General features: G+C 47.1%; 27 protein-coding genes. 5 read left to right on the top strand and 22 right to left on the bottom strand.

From position 1 onward, the window contains the following. The first annotated feature begins 204 nt into the window (after positions 1-204). Both PK629_08210 and PK629_08205 read left to right on the top strand, forming a co-directional pair. The gene (locus tag PK629_08210; protein HOP11460.1) at positions 205-909 is read left to right on the top strand and encodes a hypothetical protein; all 705 of its coding nucleotides are present in this window, start codon (positions 205-207) and stop codon (positions 907-909) included. Positions 910-963: 54 nt separating this feature from the next. Beyond that, positions 964-2,172, top strand: a complete 1,209-nt coding sequence (locus PK629_08205; GenBank protein HOP11459.1) for a hypothetical protein — start codon at positions 964-966, stop codon at positions 2,170-2,172. Positions 2,173-2,242: 70 nt separating this feature from the next. Here PK629_08205 and PK629_08200 read toward each other — a convergent pair whose 3' ends face one another. The 8 genes from PK629_08200 to PK629_08165 all read right to left on the bottom strand — a co-directional run bounded on the left by PK629_08200 (position 2,243) and on the right by PK629_08165 (position 7,502). Continuing rightward, on the bottom strand, positions 2,243-2,593 hold the full coding sequence (locus PK629_08200; protein ID HOP11458.1) for a hypothetical protein: 351 nt from the start codon (positions 2,591-2,593) through the stop codon (positions 2,243-2,245). Positions 2,594-2,842: 249 nt separating this feature from the next. Continuing rightward, positions 2,843-3,907 carry a PilT/PilU family type 4a pilus ATPase gene (locus PK629_08195; GenBank protein ID HOP11457.1) on the bottom strand — a complete coding sequence of 355 codons (1,065 nt, stop codon included), beginning with the start codon at positions 3,905-3,907 and terminating at the stop codon, positions 2,843-2,845. Between the two features lie 27 nt (positions 3,908-3,934). Continuing rightward, entirely contained in the window at positions 3,935-4,357 is a 423-nt protein-coding gene (locus PK629_08190) for a hypothetical protein (protein HOP11456.1), read from the bottom strand. Between the two features lie 106 nt (positions 4,358-4,463). Further along, positions 4,464-4,877 carry a hypothetical protein gene (locus PK629_08185; protein ID HOP11455.1) on the bottom strand — a complete coding sequence of 138 codons (414 nt, stop codon included), beginning with the start codon at positions 4,875-4,877 and terminating at the stop codon, positions 4,464-4,466. After that, a complete protein-coding gene (locus PK629_08180; GenBank protein ID HOP11454.1) occupies positions 4,874-5,365 on the bottom strand; it encodes a DUF4860 domain-containing protein in 492 nt (163 codons plus the stop codon). Before PK629_08180 ends, PK629_08185 begins: the two co-directional genes overlap by 4 nt. Next, entirely contained in the window at positions 5,362-5,685 is a 324-nt protein-coding gene (locus tag PK629_08175; GenBank protein HOP11453.1) for a hypothetical protein, read from the bottom strand. The genes PK629_08180 and PK629_08175 overlap by 4 nt, the downstream gene beginning before the upstream one ends. 4 nt (positions 5,686-5,689) lie before the next feature. After that, on the bottom strand, positions 5,690-6,739 hold the full coding sequence (locus PK629_08170; GenBank protein HOP11452.1) for a type II secretion system F family protein: 1,050 nt from the start codon (positions 6,737-6,739) through the stop codon (positions 5,690-5,692). A gap of 13 nt (positions 6,740-6,752) precedes the next feature. Next, positions 6,753-7,502 carry a transglutaminase-like domain-containing protein gene (locus tag PK629_08165; protein HOP11451.1) on the bottom strand — a complete coding sequence of 250 codons (750 nt, stop codon included), beginning with the start codon at positions 7,500-7,502 and terminating at the stop codon, positions 6,753-6,755. Positions 7,503-7,650: 148 nt separating this feature from the next. Here PK629_08165 and PK629_08160 point away from each other — a divergent pair, with 148 nt between their 5' ends. Continuing rightward, a complete protein-coding gene (locus tag PK629_08160; protein HOP11450.1) occupies positions 7,651-8,016 on the top strand; it encodes a hypothetical protein in 366 nt (121 codons plus the stop codon). On the opposite strand, the gene PK629_08155 is transcribed toward PK629_08160, so the two are convergent. The 9 genes from PK629_08155 to PK629_08115 form a co-directional block, all read right to left on the bottom strand. Continuing rightward, positions 7,983-9,239, bottom strand: coding sequence for a BTAD domain-containing putative transcriptional regulator (locus PK629_08155; GenBank protein HOP11449.1), 1,257 nt, complete (start codon positions 9,237-9,239; stop codon positions 7,983-7,985). The genes PK629_08160 and PK629_08155 overlap by 34 nt on opposite strands. Before the next feature lie 169 nt (positions 9,240-9,408). Next, positions 9,409-10,431, bottom strand: a complete 1,023-nt coding sequence (locus PK629_08150; protein ID HOP11448.1) for a uroporphyrinogen decarboxylase family protein — start codon at positions 10,429-10,431, stop codon at positions 9,409-9,411. A gap of 15 nt (positions 10,432-10,446) precedes the next feature. After that, the gene (locus PK629_08145; protein ID HOP11447.1) at positions 10,447-11,556 is read right to left on the bottom strand and encodes a uroporphyrinogen decarboxylase family protein; all 1,110 of its coding nucleotides are present in this window, start codon (positions 11,554-11,556) and stop codon (positions 10,447-10,449) included. 12 nt (positions 11,557-11,568) lie between these two features. Continuing rightward, on the bottom strand, positions 11,569-12,105 hold the full coding sequence (locus PK629_08140) for a hypothetical protein (GenBank protein HOP11446.1): 537 nt from the start codon (positions 12,103-12,105) through the stop codon (positions 11,569-11,571). Between the two features lie 36 nt (positions 12,106-12,141). Beyond that, a complete protein-coding gene (locus tag PK629_08135; GenBank protein HOP11445.1) occupies positions 12,142-12,759 on the bottom strand; it encodes a DnaJ domain-containing protein in 618 nt (205 codons plus the stop codon). 44 nt (positions 12,760-12,803) lie between these two features. After that, positions 12,804-13,655, bottom strand: a complete 852-nt coding sequence (locus tag PK629_08130) for a DUF5685 family protein (GenBank protein HOP11444.1) — start codon at positions 13,653-13,655, stop codon at positions 12,804-12,806. Next, positions 13,656-15,491, bottom strand: coding sequence for a glycoside hydrolase family 127 protein (locus PK629_08125; protein ID HOP11443.1), 1,836 nt, complete (start codon positions 15,489-15,491; stop codon positions 13,656-13,658). 14 nt (positions 15,492-15,505) lie between these two features. Then, positions 15,506-15,946 carry an ATP-binding protein gene (locus PK629_08120; GenBank protein ID HOP11442.1) on the bottom strand — a complete coding sequence of 147 codons (441 nt, stop codon included), beginning with the start codon at positions 15,944-15,946 and terminating at the stop codon, positions 15,506-15,508. A 109-nt stretch (positions 15,947-16,055) separates the two neighbouring features. After that, positions 16,056-17,009 (bottom strand): hypothetical protein, encoded by a 954-nt coding sequence (locus PK629_08115; protein HOP11441.1) that lies wholly within the window; start codon positions 17,007-17,009, stop codon positions 16,056-16,058. 158 nt (positions 17,010-17,167) lie between these two features. Here PK629_08115 and PK629_08110 point away from each other — a divergent pair, with 158 nt between their 5' ends. Continuing rightward, a complete protein-coding gene (locus PK629_08110) occupies positions 17,168-17,887 on the top strand; it encodes a YebC/PmpR family DNA-binding transcriptional regulator (protein ID HOP11440.1) in 720 nt (239 codons plus the stop codon). A gap of 139 nt (positions 17,888-18,026) precedes the next feature. On the opposite strand, the gene PK629_08105 is transcribed toward PK629_08110, so the two are convergent. The 4 genes from PK629_08105 to nth all read right to left on the bottom strand — a co-directional run bounded on the left by PK629_08105 (position 18,027) and on the right by nth (position 20,599). Then, positions 18,027-18,998 (bottom strand): hypothetical protein, encoded by a 972-nt coding sequence (locus PK629_08105; protein ID HOP11439.1) that lies wholly within the window; start codon positions 18,996-18,998, stop codon positions 18,027-18,029. A 118-nt stretch (positions 18,999-19,116) separates the two neighbouring features. Further along, a complete protein-coding gene (locus PK629_08100) occupies positions 19,117-19,368 on the bottom strand; it encodes a hypothetical protein (protein ID HOP11438.1) in 252 nt (83 codons plus the stop codon). 11 nt (positions 19,369-19,379) lie between these two features. After that, positions 19,380-19,919, bottom strand: a complete 540-nt coding sequence (locus PK629_08095; protein HOP11437.1) for a DUF4358 domain-containing protein — start codon at positions 19,917-19,919, stop codon at positions 19,380-19,382. Then, positions 19,916-20,599 (bottom strand): endonuclease III, encoded by a 684-nt coding sequence (nth, locus tag PK629_08090; GenBank protein HOP11436.1) that lies wholly within the window; start codon positions 20,597-20,599, stop codon positions 19,916-19,918. Before nth ends, PK629_08095 begins: the two co-directional genes overlap by 4 nt. A 221-nt stretch (positions 20,600-20,820) precedes the next feature. Between nth and PK629_08085 the strand changes: the two genes are divergently transcribed. Beyond that, entirely contained in the window at positions 20,821-21,630 is an 810-nt protein-coding gene (locus PK629_08085; protein ID HOP11435.1) for a carbon-nitrogen hydrolase family protein, read from the top strand. Between the two features lie 290 nt (positions 21,631-21,920). Here the strand turns inward: PK629_08085 and PK629_08080 are convergent. After that, a partial coding sequence (locus tag PK629_08080; protein HOP11434.1) for a hypothetical protein occupies positions 21,921-22,741 on the bottom strand: 821 nt, incomplete at its 5' end.

Raw genomic sequence — 22,741 nt, 5'->3', positions numbered from 1 at the left:
CACCTCCAAGGGTTTATACCTCCATTATACACCGCTTCATCGCTTTTGTCAACTAAAGTGATAAAGTATATTTTTAAATATTGACAAAATGGTAAATTTAAACTATACTCCGATTAAAGGTCTGATAAGAGTTTTCATGTAATTTCAATCGCCTTTACGGATTATATTATAATGGAATATGTCGATGAATAAGGAGATAGAAAGATGAAAAAGAGGATAAACATCATCATAATTTTTATTGTAATTATGATGATCGCAGGATGTTCAACTCAAATCCCAAATACAAGCCAACAAAGTAAAATCAGCAGCAGTTTGCCCGCGTCCGAAAATACTGTTGTCAAAGACGATGCTTATTACGAGAATTTGATTAAAAACATCAAATATCCGGAGATATATCTTGTTAAAAGTGATTCGGATTTAATGGATGTAATTGAGGCGTTCGTATACGATTTTGATTTGATATTTTCGAATATTGAATTTTCATCCCCTCAGGAGTTAGGAGATAATAATATTTTTTATTATCTTACAGGTTTACTGATATTTGATGAATTTCCGGAAAATCAAGAAATCGAAGAAACTACAGATAAAAATGGTGTTTTCTTTTATAAGCAAGAGACTATTGAAAAATATGCATATTACTTTTTTAATTACAAGATCGATTGCACAAAAATCGACGGCTGGTCAGAGGAAAAACAAGGCATTTACAGATTGATGGAGGGCTTTGGTGGTGGCCGCGCGGATCCGGTATGTGATTTGAAAGAAATCGAACCCGGAAAATATCAATTCACCGCTGATTATATACACGGAGAGGAATTTATCGGCGCTACCGATTATACGATAACCGCAATACTCGGGGTAGAGGATACCCGAGTGTATTTAATTTCATTGAAACGAGAAAACATTCATTAAATATTCTCTTCTTTAAATACAAATTGAAAACAGATCGGTTTTCGGAGGAAAATTATGCGAAAAGCGCTGTCATTGTTTGTTTTATTAGCCTTAGCTCTGTGCTCCTGCAGCACAAAAAAACCGATATTATCCGAAGACAGCCCAACTTCATTCCCAAGCGAAAACATATCCGCAGAAAGCAGTGTCATTGTTTTCACTGCAAGCGAGCCGGCCTCCCCGAAGAGCAGCTTTGGTTCTGCAGCAAGCAAGACCTATTATGAAGACTATTATGTCACATTGATTAACGAAATCCCCGCAGATAACGGCGATGAAATCTCCTATGTTGAGGCCATCAAAATCGGCGATCGGATCTTTTCAGGATCGAAAAACAAGCTCATCAGTTTTAAAGAAGATTGGTCTGATTTTCAAGTGCTTTATGAATATCCGGATACCGATTTTTACTTTGGCGGTTTGATCCAATTTGATGAAAATATAATTTGTGCACGTTTTGCTGACCAATCTTGGGGATATGAAGCACTTGGCCCCTTTTATTACGAATATCTACTGATTGATTTAACCGATCAATCGGTAACCCCATATTCAAGCGAAAGGGAGGATCACTTTTATCCTTTCAAAGGATTGGGGGATGATTACTACATCAATTTGAAAGAAATTGATGATGTCCTTTACCCCAGTTTTAAACGAGATCTATATAAAGTGAATCCAAACGGCGAAGATGAGCTGCTGATGACCGATATCGGTCTATTTTCAATCCATAAAACAGGGATATATATAATTAATTATCCTGAAATCAATAATAACAATTACAGTACTGTCTACTTTTTTGATTTCGAAACGCAGAAATTGAACCGGGTCATGGAAATGAGAAATCTAAAAGCATTTACCGTTTCAGGCGATTACATTTTATACAGCGCCGGTGCGTATACACATGTTTATTTATATGATATTGTAAACAAAACCACCGTATTTCTGAATAATAAACTCGGTTTTGAGTTCTCGGTTGGCAGTTCGGCTGTCAGAGACGAACATTTCTTTGTTGACTATATTTATGATCAAAATATGTCATATGCTATAATGGATATCAATATGGACGATTTTAAAATCACCGAAGCGGATAAAACAAATTTACCCGGATACATCGGCGGTTGGCAGTATTACATCGTCATCCCGCCTTATGCAGACACTGATGAAGACGTCCCGGAGGAATTTTACTATACCCTTTGGAGACATGATTGGAACTACGAGAAACAATTCGTTTATTAGGCATGTGAGAAATTAATTTAAAACCTGCAAATTAAAAATCCCCTTTCGGGGATTTTTAATATTGTGATATTTATGCCATCATGGGTTGTGTTTTTTCAAGCTGCTCTGTTGTTTGTGTTTCGGCGCTCATCCGCTCATATTCGGCCACCAGCAGCTTCAAAAACGACAATGCGCTTTCGAACTTTAATCTCTTTCCGCCCTCTGTCTCGGCGATGCCCTGCCAGGATGCGTTCTGCCGCGAGATCACCCGCACCACCACAGTCATCAGCTCGCCTTTTTTCTGTTCCGGCAAAATGGGGATCACTTTTTCGGCGAAATTGGGTTTACTGTATTTAGGCAGTTGGTTATTAAAACTGCGCAAGCGTTGAAATGCGCAGGGGTATCCAATGGTATCGAGAATTTGTTCAATTTGGAGAAGCATATTGCCGACATCCGTAAAATGTCGGGCATGCGGAAGTATCGGACAGACAAGCCGGCCGCTCAAAATTCCGTTTATTGACTTGTCAATACACACAGTAATACCCGTGTTATGATAGTTGTACATGTTTATCTCCAAGCATATCATAATTTCGAAATCGAGTGAAACATATATCTCGCCCTTTTTCGTTTTTATTATACTACATATCGGTTTCATCTCGGTTACATTTTAACTATTTGAATGTAAAATTTCTCACTGTTTTTGTAATTTGCGCATGACTTGTTCAGGATTAATACAAAAGATTTCGGCATTTTGCACAGTGATTTTACCCTTCTCGGTCAGTTCGCAGATTGAGGCATCCATTGTGATCATCCCCTCGCTGCGTCCGGAATAAATCACACTGTCAATCTGATGCGTCTTCCCTTCGCGGATCATATTGCGAATTGCATTATTTACAATCATAATCTCAAATGCCGGAGCGACTCCGCCGCCGATTTTCGGAATCAATTGCTGCGAAACCACGCCCTGTAAAATCATTGCGAGCTGTATCCGGACCTGCGCTTGCTGAGAGGGCGGGAATGCGTCCACAATACGGTCGATGGTACTGGCTGTACCTGTTGTGTGAAGCGTCGAGATAACCAGATGCCCGGTTTCGGCCGCCGTCAATGCCGCCCGCATGGTTTCGTAATCACGCATTTCCCCCAACAAAATTACATTGGGTGCCTGACGCATCGCCGCACGAAGTGCTTCATCGTAACTGATCGTATCCACATTCAATTCCCGCTGTGTCACAACGCTCTTATTGTGTTTATGTAAATACTCAATCGGATCCTCGATGGTGATAATATGTGCGCTGCGGGTCTTGTTGATATGATCCACCATACAGGCCAACGTTGTCGATTTACCGCTTCCCGCCGGACCGGTCACAAGCACTAACCCCTTTTTGCGGTCGGAAAGTCCGATCACGGCGTCTGGAATGCCCAGTGTGAGCCGATTGGGCAGCTCAAAGCTCAACACCCTGATCACCGCAGAATACGAACCGCGCTGTTTAAAGGCATTGACGCGAAACCGTGAAAGCTGCGTGACCGAAAACGAGAAATCATCGTCCCCTTGTTCGGTCAGCACTTTATTGATCGGACGGTTGGCCATACCGTAGATCTGACGAATCAAGCCCTCCGTGTTTTCCGGAGAAAGCCGCGTGTCATTCAAGCGCATAATCGATTCGTCGATTTTCAGTGATACGGGAAGCCCGGTGATAAGCAGAATATCCGAGGCCTTCCTGTCAACTGCTGTCCGCAAAATTTCATTGAGTTCCATCATCATGTTATTGTCGTCCTTTCATTTTTAAGGCTGCCAGACATTTACGGTCTGCTCACCCGTGGATTCACTCCCGATCACATAGGTCGTGATTTCAAACGTTGTAAACTCACAGCCGCTGCCTGCAATATAAAATACTGCATGTAAACCGCTGTTTTCATCGATGTTGAAAGTCATATCATATTTAATCCGATCTCCTTCGATATTGCCTGAAGAAACCGCAGTCGGCACTTCATCGGAATAAGCCGCTTCGGCCTGCTGTACGAATTCCGCACATTCTGCAGTCGCCATATAATACTTCTTCACATAGTCGGCGTTTTTAACACTCAGGCGATAATCGGCTCGCGCAGAGCTGACCGCCAGCGTAGCAAAAACCGTCAGAAACAATACCGCAAAAATCAGGAAGATTGAAATAATCCCTAACCCGTAAGCGCTTTCGTGTTTCTTCAAATTTATAACCATCCTTTCATCAAATCGGAATATTGGGCCCCTGTTGCAGATTTAAATTTATGTTTTTACGAAAAGGACCAAATCCCATGTTTGAAAGATGTTGTTTTCAAACATTCCCGCCGTTCAAATTGATGATCCCGGCACTTATGCGATAAACCTCGGTTCCGATTTCGGTTACGAGAATGTCGGCAATTCCTTTTTGCGCATCCACCGTAATGATCAGAACATAATGCCCCGTTTCGGATGTCGGCTGCCAGTTTTCATCATACTGCGCCGTATAAACATTATCGGTGGCCTTCATGTTCAAAACCGAAGTTAAATTTTTCTCGTAGTCTCCATTCAAAAGTTCGGCGGCGTTTTGCGCCAAAAATACCGCTTGTGTCAAGCGGGCGCTGTTTTTGCTCTCACGATCCGCTTCCACATACAAGCCCACGCAAATCGCACAGCAGATCGAAAAGATCAGCATTGCCGACATCAGTTCGATCATAATTAAAGAACTTTTTCTCCCGGTATCACTCATTCCGACACCCCCTTCAGGGCGATCACCGCGCTGTTGACACTCCCGTATTCATCCGTGACGGTTACGGTTACAAAACCGTCTCCCGTACTGACCGAAAAACCCTTTGCCGATATCAGCGCCGTACCGGCATTCACATCAATTTCTGCATCTGCTTTGCAAAACAATTCACAAATGGAACCGTCGTAATAATAGATTTTCGTCACATAATCCACGCCGCCGTATTCACTGCCTAAAAGCAACGCATCGCCATCGCCGTATGTACCGACAGTAACCTCACCGGCCCGATCCGCTCTCCGCACGCGATTGGATATATAAGAGACCGCCATACGTCTGCTGTAATTTTGTTCGGAATTATCAATCACGGCACGATATACCGAAATCCCCATGGTCGTCAGCAGCATTGCCAGCAGCGCAAAAATCAACAATGGGATCAAAATTGCAACGCCGGAGAGCGTTCCCGTTCCTTTTTTGAATTTGCTGTTCATCATGGCTGCGTCCTCAAGGTCACGGTTACATCGGGCATAATATTGTCTCCGATGAATTGATAATGAATCGTGTACTTTTCTTCGTTGGCCGACAGCCCGTAATGACTGCGCAAATATTCGACATCCGCCGGATATCTGCCTTCCAAGGCATAACATTGAACGGCTGCCCGAATGACACTGTCATTGACAATCTTTCTGCCGCGTTCGACGCTCGAACGGTCATAGGCTTTGACACCTGTCACCACCGCCAGCACGATAAGGGCAAAAAAGATCAGCTTGATCAGCGTATTGCGAAGCGAATGATCTTTTTCTTTAATAAACATACCGTCACCCGATCGAATTCATAATCGCGGTCAGAGGCAGCATCACCGAAAGCAGCACCAAACCCACCATCACGCACAACACGATGACAATTGCGGGTTCGACCCTACCGACCGCGATTGAGATGCGCTCATCGGCTGCTTCCTTGTATCTGCGTGCCGCTTCTGCCATCGCTTCTTCCGCTGCACCCGCTTTTACACCCGCCGAGAGCAGTCCCGCCGATAAACCGGTCATCAGACCGCTGCCGCCGACAGCCGCGCCGAAAGATTTCCCTTCTTCCAGCAATCCCAAGCATTTATCGGCATCCGCCAGTACCTTTTTTTCCTTAGTAACGCTCATTCCGCCTTTAATCGCTTCACTGTAGGTCGCACCGCCGGCTAAAAGCATCGCTGCCGCAGAGCAAAAATCGGAGAGTGCCATTTCGCGTGCGAGTTTTTTGCCCCCGAAAATCGCCGAACCGATCTCCCGCACCCGTTCCCTGCCTTTTTCCTGCGCTGTCATAATCAGCATGGCAAATCCCACAAATGCTGTCAAAATAGCAATGCCGAATGCCACCCATTTAGACGCTTCTCCGAAATGGAGCAGTGCCATTGTCGTAGCTGAAACCTCGATACCTAAATCGTTGTAAACTCCGGCGAAAACCGGAAGTACGCTGACCGTCAGCACCATAACGACGATGACCATCAACAGCAGCAGAATCAGCGGATAGGTCACCGCACGGCGGACACTCGACGAAATCTCGGCAAGCCGCTCATAATGCTCAGCCAAACGCGTGCATACCTGTTGAAGTTTCCCCGAGGTCTCTCCCAGTTTCAGCATGCTCAGCATGTACGCCGGAAAAACGCCGGCACCTTCCGCAGCTTCCCAAAGCGGACTCCCGGCTTCCAATTTGGTATACAGCTTCTCGAGGATTTCCATCTCCCGATTGTCCGTGCAATCTGTTTTCATTGCCGCAATTGCATCCGAAGGCAAAATTCCGGCCTGCATGATCATCGCCAGCTCGCGGCTGAACGCCCCCAGTTCTTCGTCCGTGAGTTTTTTGATTTTTGTTTCCATACACGCCACTCCCCTAATACTGATATTTTTGTGTATAATTGACGCCTTTGCTGTAAAGCGAATTCAATTTAGGATTATCGAGATAGGCCGATACGAAAGTGGGGTCCATCATCTCCCAGCCGTTTCCGTCGTAATAAATCAACCCGCCGATCCAGCCCTCACCGTCCAGCCACACATCGATCCAAGCGTGATAAACGTCGCCCGCATAACCGATAATTAATTTACAGGGAATGCGGTTGTAGCGCAGCATGCCGGACATCAAGGACGCATAGTCAAAACAAATCCCTGTCTTTGCGGCTAAAACGTTATCCAACACCGGAATGTAACCGCTTTTAACCGTTGCGGCCAGCTCATAATCATAAGTCAGCGTCCGTGTGACATAGTCGAATATTGCCGAAGTCACTTCGACGTCGGTGGACAGGCCTTTTGCAAGTTCTTCGGCCTTCGCGCGGGTATCGGGTGCCGAGGCAAAATCGACAAATTGGTTGGAATATAAAAACGGCAGCAAATCGTCCCTCAAAGTGACATTGATTGTACAGGAAAACATCACCGCGTAATTTGTTCCGCCGATCCCCTCTACCACATTGATTGTATAATTTCCGCTGCCCTGTGTCAAAGGTAAAATTTCATTTTTATTGGGGGCAATATCGAAGTTGTATGTAGCACCGCCGCTCTTGATCACCTGGGTTTTCAAACGTCCGCCCGTACCGCTGCCGCCGTATTTGACGATGATAAACCCCTCGGACAGGTTGCTGCAGTCCACGCTTGCCCCTTCACCCGCCAGAACGTCAGCACCGTATACGATATCCCTTATATCGGGTACGTTTGATGAATAAACCCGCTGTACCGGACCGCTCGGTTCCGATGAAACCGCCTGTGACGAAACCGGCTGGGACGAAACCGATTCCGCTGTGCTTTCCGGTTCCGAAGAAATTGTTGAAACAACCGATACCGGTTCGGATGATGCAATCGGTTCCGAAGAGCTCTCGAGAGATGATTCAGCTGAAATGGCCGATGAAACCGGTTCCGAAGAGATCTCCGGGGCCGAAGAGAGCAGAGATGAACTTTGCACCTCGGATTGTGACATTGTGATGGAAGCGACAGAGGCAACGCTTGAAAAAGCGGACGATGTCTCCGATTGGGGCATGCCTGAGCAGCCCGCCGAAAACATCGTCAGTATTAAAGCAGTAAAAAACGCTATTATCCTCTTTTGTTCCATCATTTTTCCCATAAAAGAGAAGGCCTATTCGGCCAACTCAATCTGCTGTAATTTATAACTGATCGTCATCCAATTTTTTCGGTTATTCTTATAAAAAGCGGAGATAATTCGCCGCATAACCATCTCTCCGTCCTCAAATGTCAGCGCCGGCAGCATGATGACGAACTGTTGGGGGCTGTATTTGGATACGACGTCGCCTTTCCGCAGTGAAGTCAAAATACTCTGCTGTAGCTTGTCCATCACCGAGACGACGGATTTCATCGGCGGCATTTTCCCGCTCTGTGCCGAGACGGTCATCAGCGCCACATAAATCGACAGTCCCAATCGAGCCGCACGTCGGGCTTCAAGCCGGTAGGCTTCGCGGAAGAAGCCGTATTCGCAATAAAATGCCCCCGCCGCTTTTTCGGATTCACGCAGGTCGTCGAAGATCGCCGAAAGATCCGTTTCATAATCCTTTTGAATCTTCATGATCTCCTCGTACAACCCGTGCAGTTCCTCGGAGGGCTTTACGCCGAGATTGCGGTATAAAAGATCGGTAATGGTCTTGTATTTATCCATTGCCGCCTGCTCTTTTCCCTGACGAAGCAATGCCGTAATCAGCAGGCAGTAAAGTTTTTCATCCATCGCGTCGGTCTGCAGTGCCTTGGTACAGTATTCTTCCATCTCGGCGTACCGGCCGTTGGTCTGCAGCAGTTCGGAGATGCTGTAGACGGCGTTCAAATACATGGTGTGATAATGGGTCTGGAGGGTAATGACCCAGAGTTCACCCGATAATTTCTGCAAAAAGTCGCCCCGGTAAAGACGCAGCGCCTTTGCGTAATAATCAATGGCCTCTTCATCGGACAGTCCTTTGATTGCGGCCCGTTTACAAAGCCGTTCAAACTGTTCGACGTCCACCACACATTTTGACTCGGGATTCCAACAATAACTGCCCCGCTGCGCAATGATCAGTTCTCCTGCGGGATCGATCGGGGACAAAAACGCTCTTACGCGATAAAGCAGGGTTTTCAGGGCGCTGATCAGATTTTCACTCTCATTATCATCACTTCCCCACAGAAGATCAAAAAATTCCTCGTGAGAAATGCGTTTGCCTCGGTTTGTGATGATATACGCCAGAAAATTCCACATCTTCATCGAACGGTTGGTCGCATCGGAAACAACGCCGTTTCCGGCACGAATCTCGAAACGCCCGAGCATTGAGATGTATACCGGATCGGAATTATCGGCGGTCACAGCCGCTGCTGCAGTTCTGAGCGAGCTATTCTCGGATTTCACGTCCATCGTAACCCTCCTTTTTATAGCTTAGTAAGAGACAGATAAACCGCCCTGGCCAATAATTACACATTTTTTCAAACCAAAGCGGTTACATTATATCACACTGTCGCGCCAAAGAAAAGGTATTTGTTAAATTTTTTTGCCGCTTTTTATGTATCCTCACGTATTTTGAGCGTTATTTCACAGCTTTTTCGGCATATTCCTTGGCGAGTTGAACATAGATCCGATAGTCAGTCATTTTAACGCTAGGCGGCGTCTGATGGTCTACTGCCGCGACGTACCGTCCGTATTTCATCGCCGGAAGCAGGCGCTCGAATTCGGCTCTCATGCTCTTTTCAGGGTTATAATTGGGGTCTTCTTTGACATTGAACATCGTCATCTTATCAAATCCGCCGATCCAAACAAAATCGGGGAACTTTTTGGTGAGTTCGACAATGTCCACACCGGCTTGGCGTTCCAGCGGCAAAATGCCCTCTATCCCGGAACCGATCAGCCACGGCACCATCTTGGAGATATCTCCGTCCGAATCGACAATGGCTTTGATGTGGTGCTTTTTCAGTTCGGGAATGATCCGCTGATAGTAGGGTTTCATAAATTCGTTAAAAATGTCCTCCGACAGCATCGGGCCGTTGTTGTAGGACATATCCTCGGCAAAAGTCATAAAATCGGGTTCAAAGATCGCCGTTATTTTTTCAAGCATGCGCAGATGCCAGTCGAGCAGATCCTCGCAGATCTCATGGTACATCTCGGGTTCATCATAAAAGGAATACAGGTGCGGTTCAATCCCGAGCAGCACGCGCGGCCACCAAAAAAAGCCGTCAAATGTGAACCAGGTGATCTGTCCGTCCTTTTGACATTCAGCCAATTGTTCGAGCTGCTCTTTGATCGGCTCGATGGCATCCGGCAGAATCCAGCCGTTTTTACGGGCCTCGCGGTACTCTTGAATATTGGTGATACGTGGTGCGCCGTGATAAGCCGGTTTGGGCAGATCGGACGTGCTGTGCTGCAGCCAAATCTGATGATTCCGATCCATGCCGAAATAATCGTACATCCCGATCCTGCCGAGGTCTTTCGGCATCCCCTGACTCTCCCAGTTCTCGACGGTCTTATCCCACCATCCGGCCCACTCAATCACAGGCAGTCTGTCATCGGGTTTTTTACCGTTGAAAATACATTGAAGCCGTTCTCTTGCCGTCATTTCAGTCAGTCCCCTTTATTTGTGATAGATTCCGTATTCATGCGCCGTATTATAAGCAGCCAACACGTTCTCCAACGGGCTGTTATCCTGAATCGCATGGGTCGGAGCAAAGGCGTATCCGCCGCCCGGCATCATGATGTCCAACGTCTCTTTACAGTTTTGAACGACGTCTTCCACCGTACCGTAGGCCAGCGGCCCTGCGGTTGAGATACAACCGTGAAAGGCCAGTTTATCGCCGTAGGTCTTTTTTAAATAAGCCGGTTCCATGTTCGCCGCTTCGGGCTGAAGAGTGTCCACGATATTGATGCCGATTTCGATAAAATCGTTAAACGCCCAACTCGACGACCCACAGGAGTGGATCATCGACATTTTGCCGTAGTGCTGTGCCAGTTTGGTGAATTTCGCATGAATCGGCCGGATATTGCGCAAATATAAATCATGGCCGATAATCGGACCTTTCTGTGTCCCCAGGTCTTCACCCATCCAGAAAAACGTGATGTCGTCGTGGAATTTTTCAAACATCCGCTCCATAACCGCCAGTTGGTGATCGGTTTTGCGTTTGATATAGGTCAGGGTTGCCTCATCGTCGGTAATCAGATTCACCAGCACGTCTTCCATGCCCATCAGCATACCGGTGGAATTGATGATGTCGCCGACGCCCGGGTCGCCGTAATAAATCGCCTTGTCGGTGTTAGCGCGCAGAAAATCCCGGCAGCCCTCATAATCATAATCATCGGGATTCGGCATCGGCCAGTTGGCGATCACTTCCTCGTCAGCACCGGCCAGCGGGAAATCGCAGTAGTCCTGATAGCCGCCCGACTCATGCTGGACCCAGCGGGTGTGAATACCGGTGATCGAATTGACCGTAACACCCGGCTTCTCCGACGGTGCAAACAGCGGCTTGCCGATGTATTTGGGACGAATACCGAAAAAGTCGCAGCCGAGGCCGCTTTTGACCGCGTATCGATCAGCGGGATCGACCCCGAGCGCCGCCGCAATCTTGCGGTTGATGCCGGGATTGCAGTCGTAATCAATCGGAACCCTGTCCGGAATCTCGTGTGAAAACGCGGTCAACACCCGCTGCCGAGAAGTCATTTCCGCCTTTTTAATTGTAATAACGCTCATGAACCAAACACCTCACCCAATCAGTTTTTTCAGCCGGTCATGCAGCCGTCTCATATATAAAACAATCAATTTAGACAATGCGATATCATAAACTACAAAAGCGATGTTACCCAACCCCCACAATGCCGGGATGCCGTATTGGCCCAACACCGTATTCTCGAACCCGGTCACGAAAAACAACCGGGTACTGATGAAATAAAACCCCACTACCGCAAGGTTAAAGACCGCCACTTTGACGATCCAGCACAGTATATTCGACTTAATTTTCTCAATCGGCGCTTTGGCGATCGGATACCAGCCGAGAATACAGCAAAACAGGATTCCCGCCTCTTTATCAGCCAACAGGAGAATGGACAACAGTCCCACCGCCACAAACGCGCTCACCGAGGTCTTGAAGCCGAATTCAATCACGAGCGGTACCAGCAGCATACCCGCCAGCGCCGCTAGCGAATACGAGGCCGTCGGCAATACGCCTGCAAGCAGCATCAGCGCCAATGCCAGTGCCGTAATCACGCCGCCGAACGCCACAGCCTTTGTTTTGATTCTCATCGGCTCCCCCGCAATTCAACCATCAAATGGGTTTCCTTAACAGCAGGTACACAAGTCGCCGCCCATGCACTCACAGCAGGTATCGGCGCAGCACAGACCCGCGCACATATCGCAGGAACCGCAGCCACCCGTTCCGCAGCCGCCGGTGCCGGTCTGGCGATAAGGCCCGTTTTGCTGTTGATTCGGAGAACCGTAATTCCCGGAACGCTGCCACTTAACCCGGTTTGTCGCAGAGGCATATTCATTATTATTGGGATCCATATTGGCCGCCCGCTCATAATTCGCAGCAGCTTGTTCCATCCAACCGCGCCGTTCGAATACGACGCCTTTAAGATAATACCACTCGGCGTTACGGGCCGAGCTCGGAAACCGTTCCAAAGCACTGTCGGCGCCGGCGTAATCCCCGCGCGCAATAAAAGCGCGAGCCTCAGCGAACTGCGCACTGCCCTCACCCGAGCCCGTCGTACCCCTTCTGGCGGACATAACGCGATCATAAGCATCGTTAATCTGTTGCATCTTCTCTTTAGCCAGATCCGACATCGGGTTGCCGTTGTAGTTATCGGGATGATATTTGCGCGCCAACTCGCGATAAGCGGCTTTGATCTGCTCTTCGGTGGCATTCGGCGCTACACCGAGCACTTCATAAGGGTCCATTTTTAAACCGTTCCTTTCGTACAGAATCGGATATTCGGAGAACTTCAGTTTCCCATATGAAAACTGCGTCTGTCGTTTTGTTTCTTCGGTTTTTCAGATCCGGGACGCATGACGTCGTTTTGAACCTTGAGTGTTCCCAGCTCAACTATATTATCGATAATAGGGTGATGATATTGTGAAGGGAGTTTATCATATCGTACCGAGACCTCGGTCAGGCACAGATTTAAAACCTCAATCATCCGTTCCGGACAGGTTTTGAACGGATTGAATCCGCCGCTTTTTTGGTCTTTTTTCAAGTCGTCCGCCGCGTCGATCAGATAGACCCACCGCCCGAGCATATACCCGAATTCATATACCGGCCGTTTCCGCTCCGGGTTCGGCTCACAGCTCTCGAGAATCTTCCCCAATGCGGTCGCGGTTGGGTCAGCGGCTAAATCGATGCCGGCGTCCGGGTCTTTTTCAACGCGCAGTTGATTGTCAAACCCCTCCGATACGATGGCACGAAGTCCCGGGTGATCGCGCTCGGCCCGCTTCAGCGGCCTTTTGAAAAACGGTTTCAACAAAACCCGCAGCCGCTTTCCGTCGGCAACATCATCGCAGAGTTTATAATAACTCATTACCACCGCGACCGCCGCGCTGAACTTTGTGGCTTCGTTTTGACAGAGTGGTCTTTTTTTGGTCGGATTCACGGCGCAACGGAACGGTTTGGTCACTTCTGTCTCACCGGTCGCGCACATGCGAAACAGCGCCGCGAAGACAAAATCATAGGACAGCGACAGCCGAAGCATCGGCGCATAATTTTGAAGCTCGCGGCACACCCCGCAATAGACCGCCTTATAATTCTCGTATTCACAGACCAAAAGCCGGGGGGTAAACGGCTTGATATAACCAAACATTTAACGGCGCAGCCAGACCGCCATTTCACTGGGCCCGCGGTTGGCAAACGCATAATACGGGATCAATTTCAGTTTTGACGGTTGGGTGTTTCCACTAAAGGGCCGATAAAGCATCGGGCTATTGTCATATTCACGCAAACCGGAAACGGTCAATGTCTGTACACCCAGCGCTTCATCAAAGCCGACTTCGGTTTCGAGCGGCAGCTTGACCCGTACATTATCCAGATAATCGCCGTTATCAACCGCTTCGGCGCAGAAGACCACCGGTCCGCGCATAATCGCAATGCGTCCGGAATCCTCTGTGATGTGCGTGTTCGCCTCATATGCAACCGGAATCATCGGGAAATCGAGTTCAACCGTAAAATCATCGGTTGTAACTTCAATATATGCATAACCGTTTATGATTGTATTCGTTTCACCGATAACGGGATTCGCACACCAGCCCGGAAGCCGTACTGCCAGCTTTTTGCCTTTTGCGCCCGTGACGCGAATCTCGATTTTGCCGTCGGCCGGATATTTCGTGCTTTGCGTGACCGTCACCGGGCGGCCTCCGAGTTCGAATTCAGCTGTCGAACCGGCATATTGATGCACAAACAAGGTGTTTTCCGAAACGGTATAGAAATATTCGCCCAGCGCGGCGATAAAACGCGTGACATTCGGAGGGCAGCAGGAGCATTTGAACACCCTGACACGTTCGGTGATCGGTAAATAATCCGGGTCTTTGGGCATCGAAGTATGCCTGCCACGGTCCCAAAGAGTGATTTTCAGCGGATTCGTATAGAAAAATTTCTCTCCGTCAAGTGAGAGACCCGCTAAAAATCCGTTATACATCACCCGTTCCACCGTATCGGCATAACGGCTGTCAGCTTCCAAATTCAACATCCGATTCGCAAACATCGCCAGTGAAATCGCCGCACAGGTCTCGGCGTAAGCGGTTTTATTCGGTAAATCCCAGTCGATTGTAAAGGCCTCACCGTTGTTGCTGCTCCCGATGCCGCCCGTGATATACATCCGTCGCTCGGTGATATTTTTGAAAAGCATTTCACAGGCCTCAAACAGTGCTTTATCATTACGTGCCCAGGCATTGTCGGCCATTCCGCTGTACAGATAGCACGCCCGAACGCTGTGGCCCTCAGCTGTTTTCTGCTCGCGCACCGGCAGGTGGCACTGACAGTACATCGCCCAACCGTCCAGTTCATCTTCCGGTGTACCGTGGTTATCAATAAAAAAGGCTGAAAGGTCGAGATATTTTTGCTCGCCGGTGGCCTTCCAGAGCTTGATCAACGCCAGTTCGATTTCCTCATGTCCCGGCGTTAAAAACGCAGCCGCTCTTTTCACTGCAAATGTATCATAAATAAAATCGGCATAGTCGCGCATCAGATTCAAAAAGCGGTCTTTGCCGGTCGCCTCGTAATAAGCCACGGCCGCTTCGAACAGATGCCCGGCGCAGTAGAGTTCATGCCACCCGCGGACTTTCAGTTTGTTTTCCGGATCCACCACCGTAAAATAGATGTTAAAATAACCGTCCGGTTGGCGGTGCGCTTCGATTTTATCGATCACTTCCTCGATTTTTGCTTCGAGTTCAGGATCGGGGTTTTTATCAATGATGTAAGCCGCGCTTTCAATCCACTTCGCGATATCCGAATCCCAAAAATAATGCGGCTTATTCGGCTTTCCTTCCGTCCAGTCGAAATCAAAGGCGGCAAAACGCCCGGTGTCCTCAAATTGATCGCGCACCGCGCGAATGGTCACATCGCGATTCAATTGCTGTTTTTGTCCCCAAAATCCGCCCTCAATGTCCACTTTTTGAAACGGGATGCGTTGAAAATGCTGCATATAAAACCCACCTTTTATTCTTCAAATTTTTGATCCAGTTGTGCGGCTCGCTCGGGAGACGGAGCAAACACCCGTTCTTTGGATTCCCTGTTTTTCGCTTGTTCATACCGCGCTTTAATGCGTTCAGCCCGCACCTCATCCGGCGTCTCAACCTTTTTCCAAACATATCGAATGCAATGGTCTTCAAAAAACGTTTCCGCTTCGGCGCGTTCCGCCTTTGTCCAAAATCCCGCGTCAATCACACTGTCTATACCTTTTTCATCGAGCTGCCGGGCTGTTTTAAACAGGTACCGCAGACACCGACGCTCAGTCTCGGCATGTTTCGCACCCAAGCATTCGGTGAAAATCGTGAGCATCAATTCGTCACACGACAGTAATACCGTACCATTTTCAGCAATCTTTTGCGCTTCGGTGGTCTTTCCCGATGCAATTTTTCCGCACATAAGTGTAACCATATTAAGTCATCCTTTCGGACCGGGAGAAAAACTTTATTAAACCTTCTTATCTCTAAAAAATAATGCGGGAATCGTCAAATTCCCGCACTATTGGTTTCAACAAAACGAATCAGTCGCAATAAGAGCTTCTGACAGACAACTTACCGAGAATCGGAATCTGGAACACACGCCCTGCAAGGGTCATCAATAAACCAAACACATAAGTACCGATAAATGTAAACATGATGGACAGACGAATCGTCTGTGTGATATTCTGCACGGGCGGGAACATGTAGGAGAAAATCCTGTACATAATCGACAACGCAAAAACGATAACCACTGTGATCAAAGCCAGCAACATTGTCTGAACTGCCGCTTGCTTAACATAACGGCTCTTCTTTTCAATAAAGAAATAGATCAAACCCACAATTCCGAAGGTCAGATAATTTAAGATACTCAATAAGTACAACGGAGCGCCCGTTGAGGACTTTTCACCTTTCGGCATAAACCGGTTGAACATACCCTTTTCTACCGTAAAAGCATATACCAGTAAAAGGACGAACAATGCTGCAGTAAAGATACCGTACCAACCGAACATCTGTCCTTCTATTGCGCGAATCTGTTCAAGATAGGGAGTAACACTTGCTTTTTGGAAACCTGCCAACCACATATCGAACAAATACTGGCTATCAAATGTTGAAAAAACTTTTCTCAAAAAATAATTATCGGTATCTTTGGGGAGATTATTGATGATCAAGTGATATTGTTCGGTGAAAATGCTGATTTCATTATATTTAGAATCGATTTGATCAACCAAATCAAAATTCACTTGACTGATAAAGGTTCCCAAGTCGGAAGAAGCATACCACAAACGAGCGTTGCGTCTATAGTGGGCAACTTGGTTGATGTACGGTTCCTCCTGCCGCATCGTTCGAGAATAGAGATCATCCAAAATATCGGCTTTTTGATCCAATTTTGTGCATGCCATCACAGCTGAAAACAGCATAACGGCGGCACAGACGGAACAAACCACCCGACGAATGATCATACGCGCCAACCCCTGGCGCTTTTTCAATGAAGCCATAAATCAGAACCCCCGAAATAATTTCATAAGGTCATTATAGAATAACTTTTTGTTAATGTCAACCGTTTTCGAATTTTTTCCACAAACCATCACACACGTGTTGAACTTTTCTGTATTTTATGATAAAATAATACTATAATCAGATTCGGAGGGGTTTTATGTCCGGTCATTCCAAGTGGAATAACATCAAACGCAAAAAGGAAATTACCGACGGTGCCAAGGCGAAGATCTTCACCAAGATGGGCCGTGAGATCTCCATCGCTGTCCGCGAGGGCGGTGCAGATCCTTCTACCAACTTTAAGCTTGCCACCCTCGTTGCAAAAGCAAAAGCCAACAATGTCCCAAACGATAACATCGAACGCGCTATCAAAAAGGCGGCCGGTGCGGATAATAAGGATGAATTCGAAATTATCATGTATGAAGGTTACGGTCCCGCGGGTATCGCTTTCATGGTCGAAACCATGACCGACAACCGCAACCGTACAGCCGGTGACCTGCGCCACATTTTTGATAAAAACGGCGGAAATCTCGGCCAGACCGGCTGTGTGTCCTTTATGTTCAATCAAAAGGGCATTATCACGATCGATGCCGAGGACGTCGATGAAGAAAAACTCACCGAGGCCTGCATCGACGCCGGTGCCGACGACATCACACTCGACGATGAAAGCTTTATCATCACAACCGCGACCGCTGATCTCGAAACCGTCAGCGCCACCCTGCAAAAAGCAGGCTACAAGCTCGAATCCGAAGAGGCGGCCTATATCCCCACCACCTACACCAAAGTCACCGACGAAGAAGCGCTCATCAAATTCAGCAAACTCACCGACGGACTCGACGATAACGACGACGTCACCGACTACTGGCACAGCATGGAATAAGTTTTTTTGCAGTTTTGTGTAAAATGTAAAGTTTAAAGTGACATTCCCATATGATTTAAAAACCCCGCTGCCGATTTTTCGGACAACGGGGTTTTAAATTTAATCAGGGCGATTTTGAACAAGTGCAGTACCGGATTAATCATGTTATATAGTACGGATTACCAAGCGCTTTGCATCCGTCGGAATCGGTAATTTCAAGACGAACATAAGTCCACGAGTCATCAATTTTCGTCTCGAAATGCGTGATATCATCGTTAAAAGATAACTGTCGCGGGCAGTGCCAAATCGGATTTTTCAAATAAACGGATTTCACAGGCGAAAAATCCGCATAAAAAACATGATCTTCAATGTACATATTATGTATTTGCGGAGCTATACCGTTTTTCCCGACGCATGAATAAAAGTTTCCCTTTTCAAGGGCATTGATAATATTCGAATGGTTTAATTCTTTTGCTTTTATCATGATAAATCCGCCCATATAGCTGCTGTACGGCGAATCGGGAGGTGCGTCAAAATCTTTATTTCCGCTGTGGTTATCGTCGGTAGCGACAGCCCATATCTTACGCCCGTTTCGTAACATCGCATCGTAGTAGACATCCGACCAGCCCGTGCGGTTCATTTTTTCAACGATATGATTATAAATCTCCATCGCGAAGATGTTTTGAAGTCCGAAAAATTCTTTGGTTTCATAATGTGAAGCACCATGGAATGAACAGGCGGGGTGATTGTACATCACCAAATAATCGTTGTCGACATAGGATTTTATCAATTTATTGGCGTTTACAAGGTTACATTCGAGATCGAGCGGAAAATATTCTTCCTTTACGCCGTAATATTTCGGATAACAATTAAAATGATAGATTTTCAGCGTTTTACGGTTTTCCCAATGTACTTCAAATCCCGGAAGCGCCATAAATTCATCATCGTTCAGATAATCTTTATACGAAAGTTTATTATCTGTGAAAGCAATGATTTGATACCCGTGTTCTTTATAAAGCTCTTTTATTTGCTGAGGGGTCGAAAATCCGTAACCGGAATCAATTTCTTTTGTATGACAATGCAGGTTTGCTTTGTATAAATTTCCTTCAGCTGGTAATAAATCGACTCTCATTATTTTACCGCTTTCCTTGTGCCGTTATAGAATCCATTACTCACTATTATGATATTAACATGTTTATCTTGATGCCCAGACAGGTCGTCAAAGTTACTTCCCAAAAGGAAACCGGGTTTTATTTCTTGTTGATTACATGAGCCGCTTTTTCATAATCCTGCTTTTTCACAAAGACCTGATACTGCGTTTCAAATTCCGGATTATTCCCGAGTGAGACAAGCGTTCCCGTATTTCTGCCCCTGCTTCCTGTATAAGTCGTTTTAAACGAATATCTGATGCGTTCGCTGTTCAATAAATCTGTGGTTCGCGCAAAAACTTCCGGCGAATAGGTGCTGATCAATTCGACTCTCCCTGTTAAAAATTCGAACATCACTCTTCGCCTTAGTTTTCGGGCGGATAATAATTGTTGATGGTGTTCACGGCCAAATCCAGATCAATCCCAAACTCCAAAGGTGCATCTGTGTCGGTCGGCATCATTCCGAGGCAGATATAAAACAGGCAGTCACCGCGTTCCACGATTTGAGACAGCTGTGCGCGCTGATAAGAGCCGTTCACGGAATACGACCGATAATAGGCCGTTAAATCCGTTTTCATCTGCTCCAATGCGGCTTTTACTGTCTCAATTGAATTTTTCCCCGCACGTACCGCAATGATCCGGTCGCAATATCCGTCATCTGAGCTGACAACGCCGTAATAGTCCTTAATATCATCCGCACTCAAACCGGTTGCCATTAAAAATGCATCCTTCGAGAGTTCTGACCGCCCCACCGGAACGGCAACTGTACCCACATCAGCCATAAATGCTGCATCGATTGCGTCCGTGACTTCCTTCATAGAGGTCCCCGCACATCCGGTTAAAGTTGAAAATAATAATATCAACGCCGCTGCAATTGCCGCTGCTTTTTTCCCATATGATTTCATTTCGTTCTCCCCTTCTTTATGCGATCGGATTTTTCCGATTGCGGTTTGCTCAAACAGATTTCAAAAAGCGGGCACTCACTGCATTTCGGCGATCTTGCAGTGCAGATCTCCCGTCCGAACAAAACCAGCCGATGACAAAAATCATTGCTTTTTTCCGGCGGTAAAATCGCCTTCAACGCCATTTCGACTTTATAAGGATCGACGGTCTCACACAGTCCGAGCCGGTTTGATATTCGGATACAATGTGTGTCGGCGACCACGGCGGGCTTTCCGTAGATATCCCCCAACAGCAGATTCGCGCTTTTTCTCCCCACGCCTGGTATCGAAAGCAGTTGTTCCATATCATCGGGTATTTTCCCGCCGAACCGTTCATTGACCGCCTTTGCCGCACCGATAATATCCTTTGCTTTGGAATGATAAAAGCCGCAGGAAAAAATGTATTTCTCCAATTCCCCCTGATCCGCTTCGGTAAAATCAGTGATCGTGGGATATCTTTTGAATAATTCCGGCGTAATCATATTTACCCGCTCATCCGTACACTGCGCCGAAAGCCGGACGCTGACCATCAGGCGGAAAGGGTCTTCATAATCAAGAGAACAAATTGCCTCAGGATAACGGTTCTCCAGTATCTGCACGGCAATTTTCGCCCGTTCTTTTGCTTGCAGCTCTTTGGTTTTCATCGCGCTCGAATCACCTTCCAAAATCACCCTCCTAATGCTGCCATTATAACAATTTTCAAGAATCATGTCAATGCGAATTTTCCTTTAGCGAATCATGACAGTGTTTACGGTTGACAAAAAGTTAAAAATCACCTATTATAATCTCGAAAATCGCAAGCCCATATAAAACATCTGCTGAAAATTATTATTGCGAAGCCCTTAAAAGAAAGGTGGCCGTCCGTTTGAATAAAGAATCCATGGAGCTCAAAATCGCTCTTTTACAGGTAGAATGCGTCTTGGGAAATTGCCAAAACAATCTTGCACACGCCACACAGCTATTTGAAAAAGCCGTACAGCAAGGTGCAAACTTTATTGTTCTGCCCGAATTGTTTTACGAGGGATATGATCTGAACGCTTACACACCGGACAAATCGGAAGAGACCTCCAAAAAGAATCTGTATATGCTGGAACAGTTCAAACGGCTTTGTGAAAGCAATTCTGTCTGGGCCGTGGTGCCTTATGCCGAAAAAGATAACGGTAAGATGTATAATTCTCTTGTGCTGATTGACGGGCATGGTGATATATTCTGCAAGTACCGTAAAACCCATCTGTGGGACAGCGAAAAGAATTATTTTTCATACGGTGATACCGGCGTTTGCGTTGCCTGTACCCCGTTTGGCAAAATCGCATTGATGATTTGTTATGATATTGACTTCCCCGAGATGGCACGCACCGCCGCGCTTAAAGGCGCTGAAATGCTGGTTTTACCCGCGGCATGGGATTATATCAATAAAGATCTGTGGGAGATTTTCTTGCCCGCCAGAGCAGCGGAAAATATGATGTTTGTCTGCGGTGTCAATTTATTTGAAAAAACAGACACGAGCTATCTTTTCGGAAACAGCAAAATAATAAACCCGAGAGGTACGGTGATTTCTCAACTTCCCATTCAGGAAGAGGGGCTTCTTGTACAAACTGTAAATCTTACCGAAGTATATGTGTACCGCAAGCGTTTTCCTTATTTAATTGACAGACGCACAGATTTTTTAAAATAATTTCTTTTCTTATTCATTCAATAATTATATAAAAAGCAAGTGATATCATTCTGAGCGGAGCATTTTTGGGTTTCCATCAAATGCGGAGTCGAAGAATCTCCAAAAGATTATGGGTTACGGATGCGAATATTTTAGCTTTTATCAATTAAAGACCCTTCGACAAGCCCGCCGTGAAACGGCGGACTGCTCAGGATGACAACTTGATCTTATGATAAACTGAAAAACCCCCGCTGCGAATGCAGCGGGGGTTTTCTTAGTCCGTTAAGGATTCATTAAACCGAAAGGTTTAATTACTTTCTTTTGCGGATAACCAGTGTGGAGATGCCGCCGATGGCAGAAGCGCCGATGGTGATGAGGTATGCAATCGCGTTGAACGGATTGCCCATCGCCGGGGTGCTTGTGTCGGACGGAGCAACAGACACGGTGGAGGACGGAGCAACCGACGGAGTCGAGCTGACTTCCTGAGCCTCATTCGGGTTCGACGGCATAACTGCCGCGGCCGGGGTCAGGGTCTTGCCCAGTGTGCTTGTGAATGCGTTGTACGCTTTCGAAGCAGCATTCGTCGTGTCGGGGTTCGCATCAGTTCTGACAACCCAGTTGGTTGTGACTGTCCAGCTTCTGCTGAATGCGCTGACGCCCTTGACACCGTCGTTCGGACCATCGTCATAGTTGACTGTCAGGGTGAAGCTTGTGCTGCTCACGGTCGAGTATTCGATCGTGACATACGCGTCGACCAAACCGTCGGTGGAGTTCAGGCCCAATGTGCCGTATTCCAAACCGACAACGCTCGCCTTGACGCCTGTGCCTGTGCCGCTCACGGACAGGGTCGCGCCTGCCGGGATACGAACTGCAAGAACGGTGATCGCCTTGTTGTAGTTCGACAGACCCGATGCTGCATTGTTCATGCCGCGGGTGTTATCCCAGTAGTTGGTGATGGTGATGGTGCCCTTGGTCTCGGTCTTGGTCACTGTGCCGACAGAGTAACCGCTGCCGGTGTCTGCGCCGGTTGTGCCGATTGCGTAAGAATATTGACCCATCGAGGTGATCTTCGCATCGGACTTCTGAGCAACGCCCAGGGACGCCGCCGCAACAGGCATGTCACCATACTGCG

Source organism: Oscillospiraceae bacterium, from assembly GCA_035380125.1.
GTDB lineage: Bacteria > Bacillota > Clostridia > Oscillospirales > JAKOTC01 > DAOPZJ01.
This window is presented reverse-complemented; position numbering and strand designations above follow the sequence as displayed.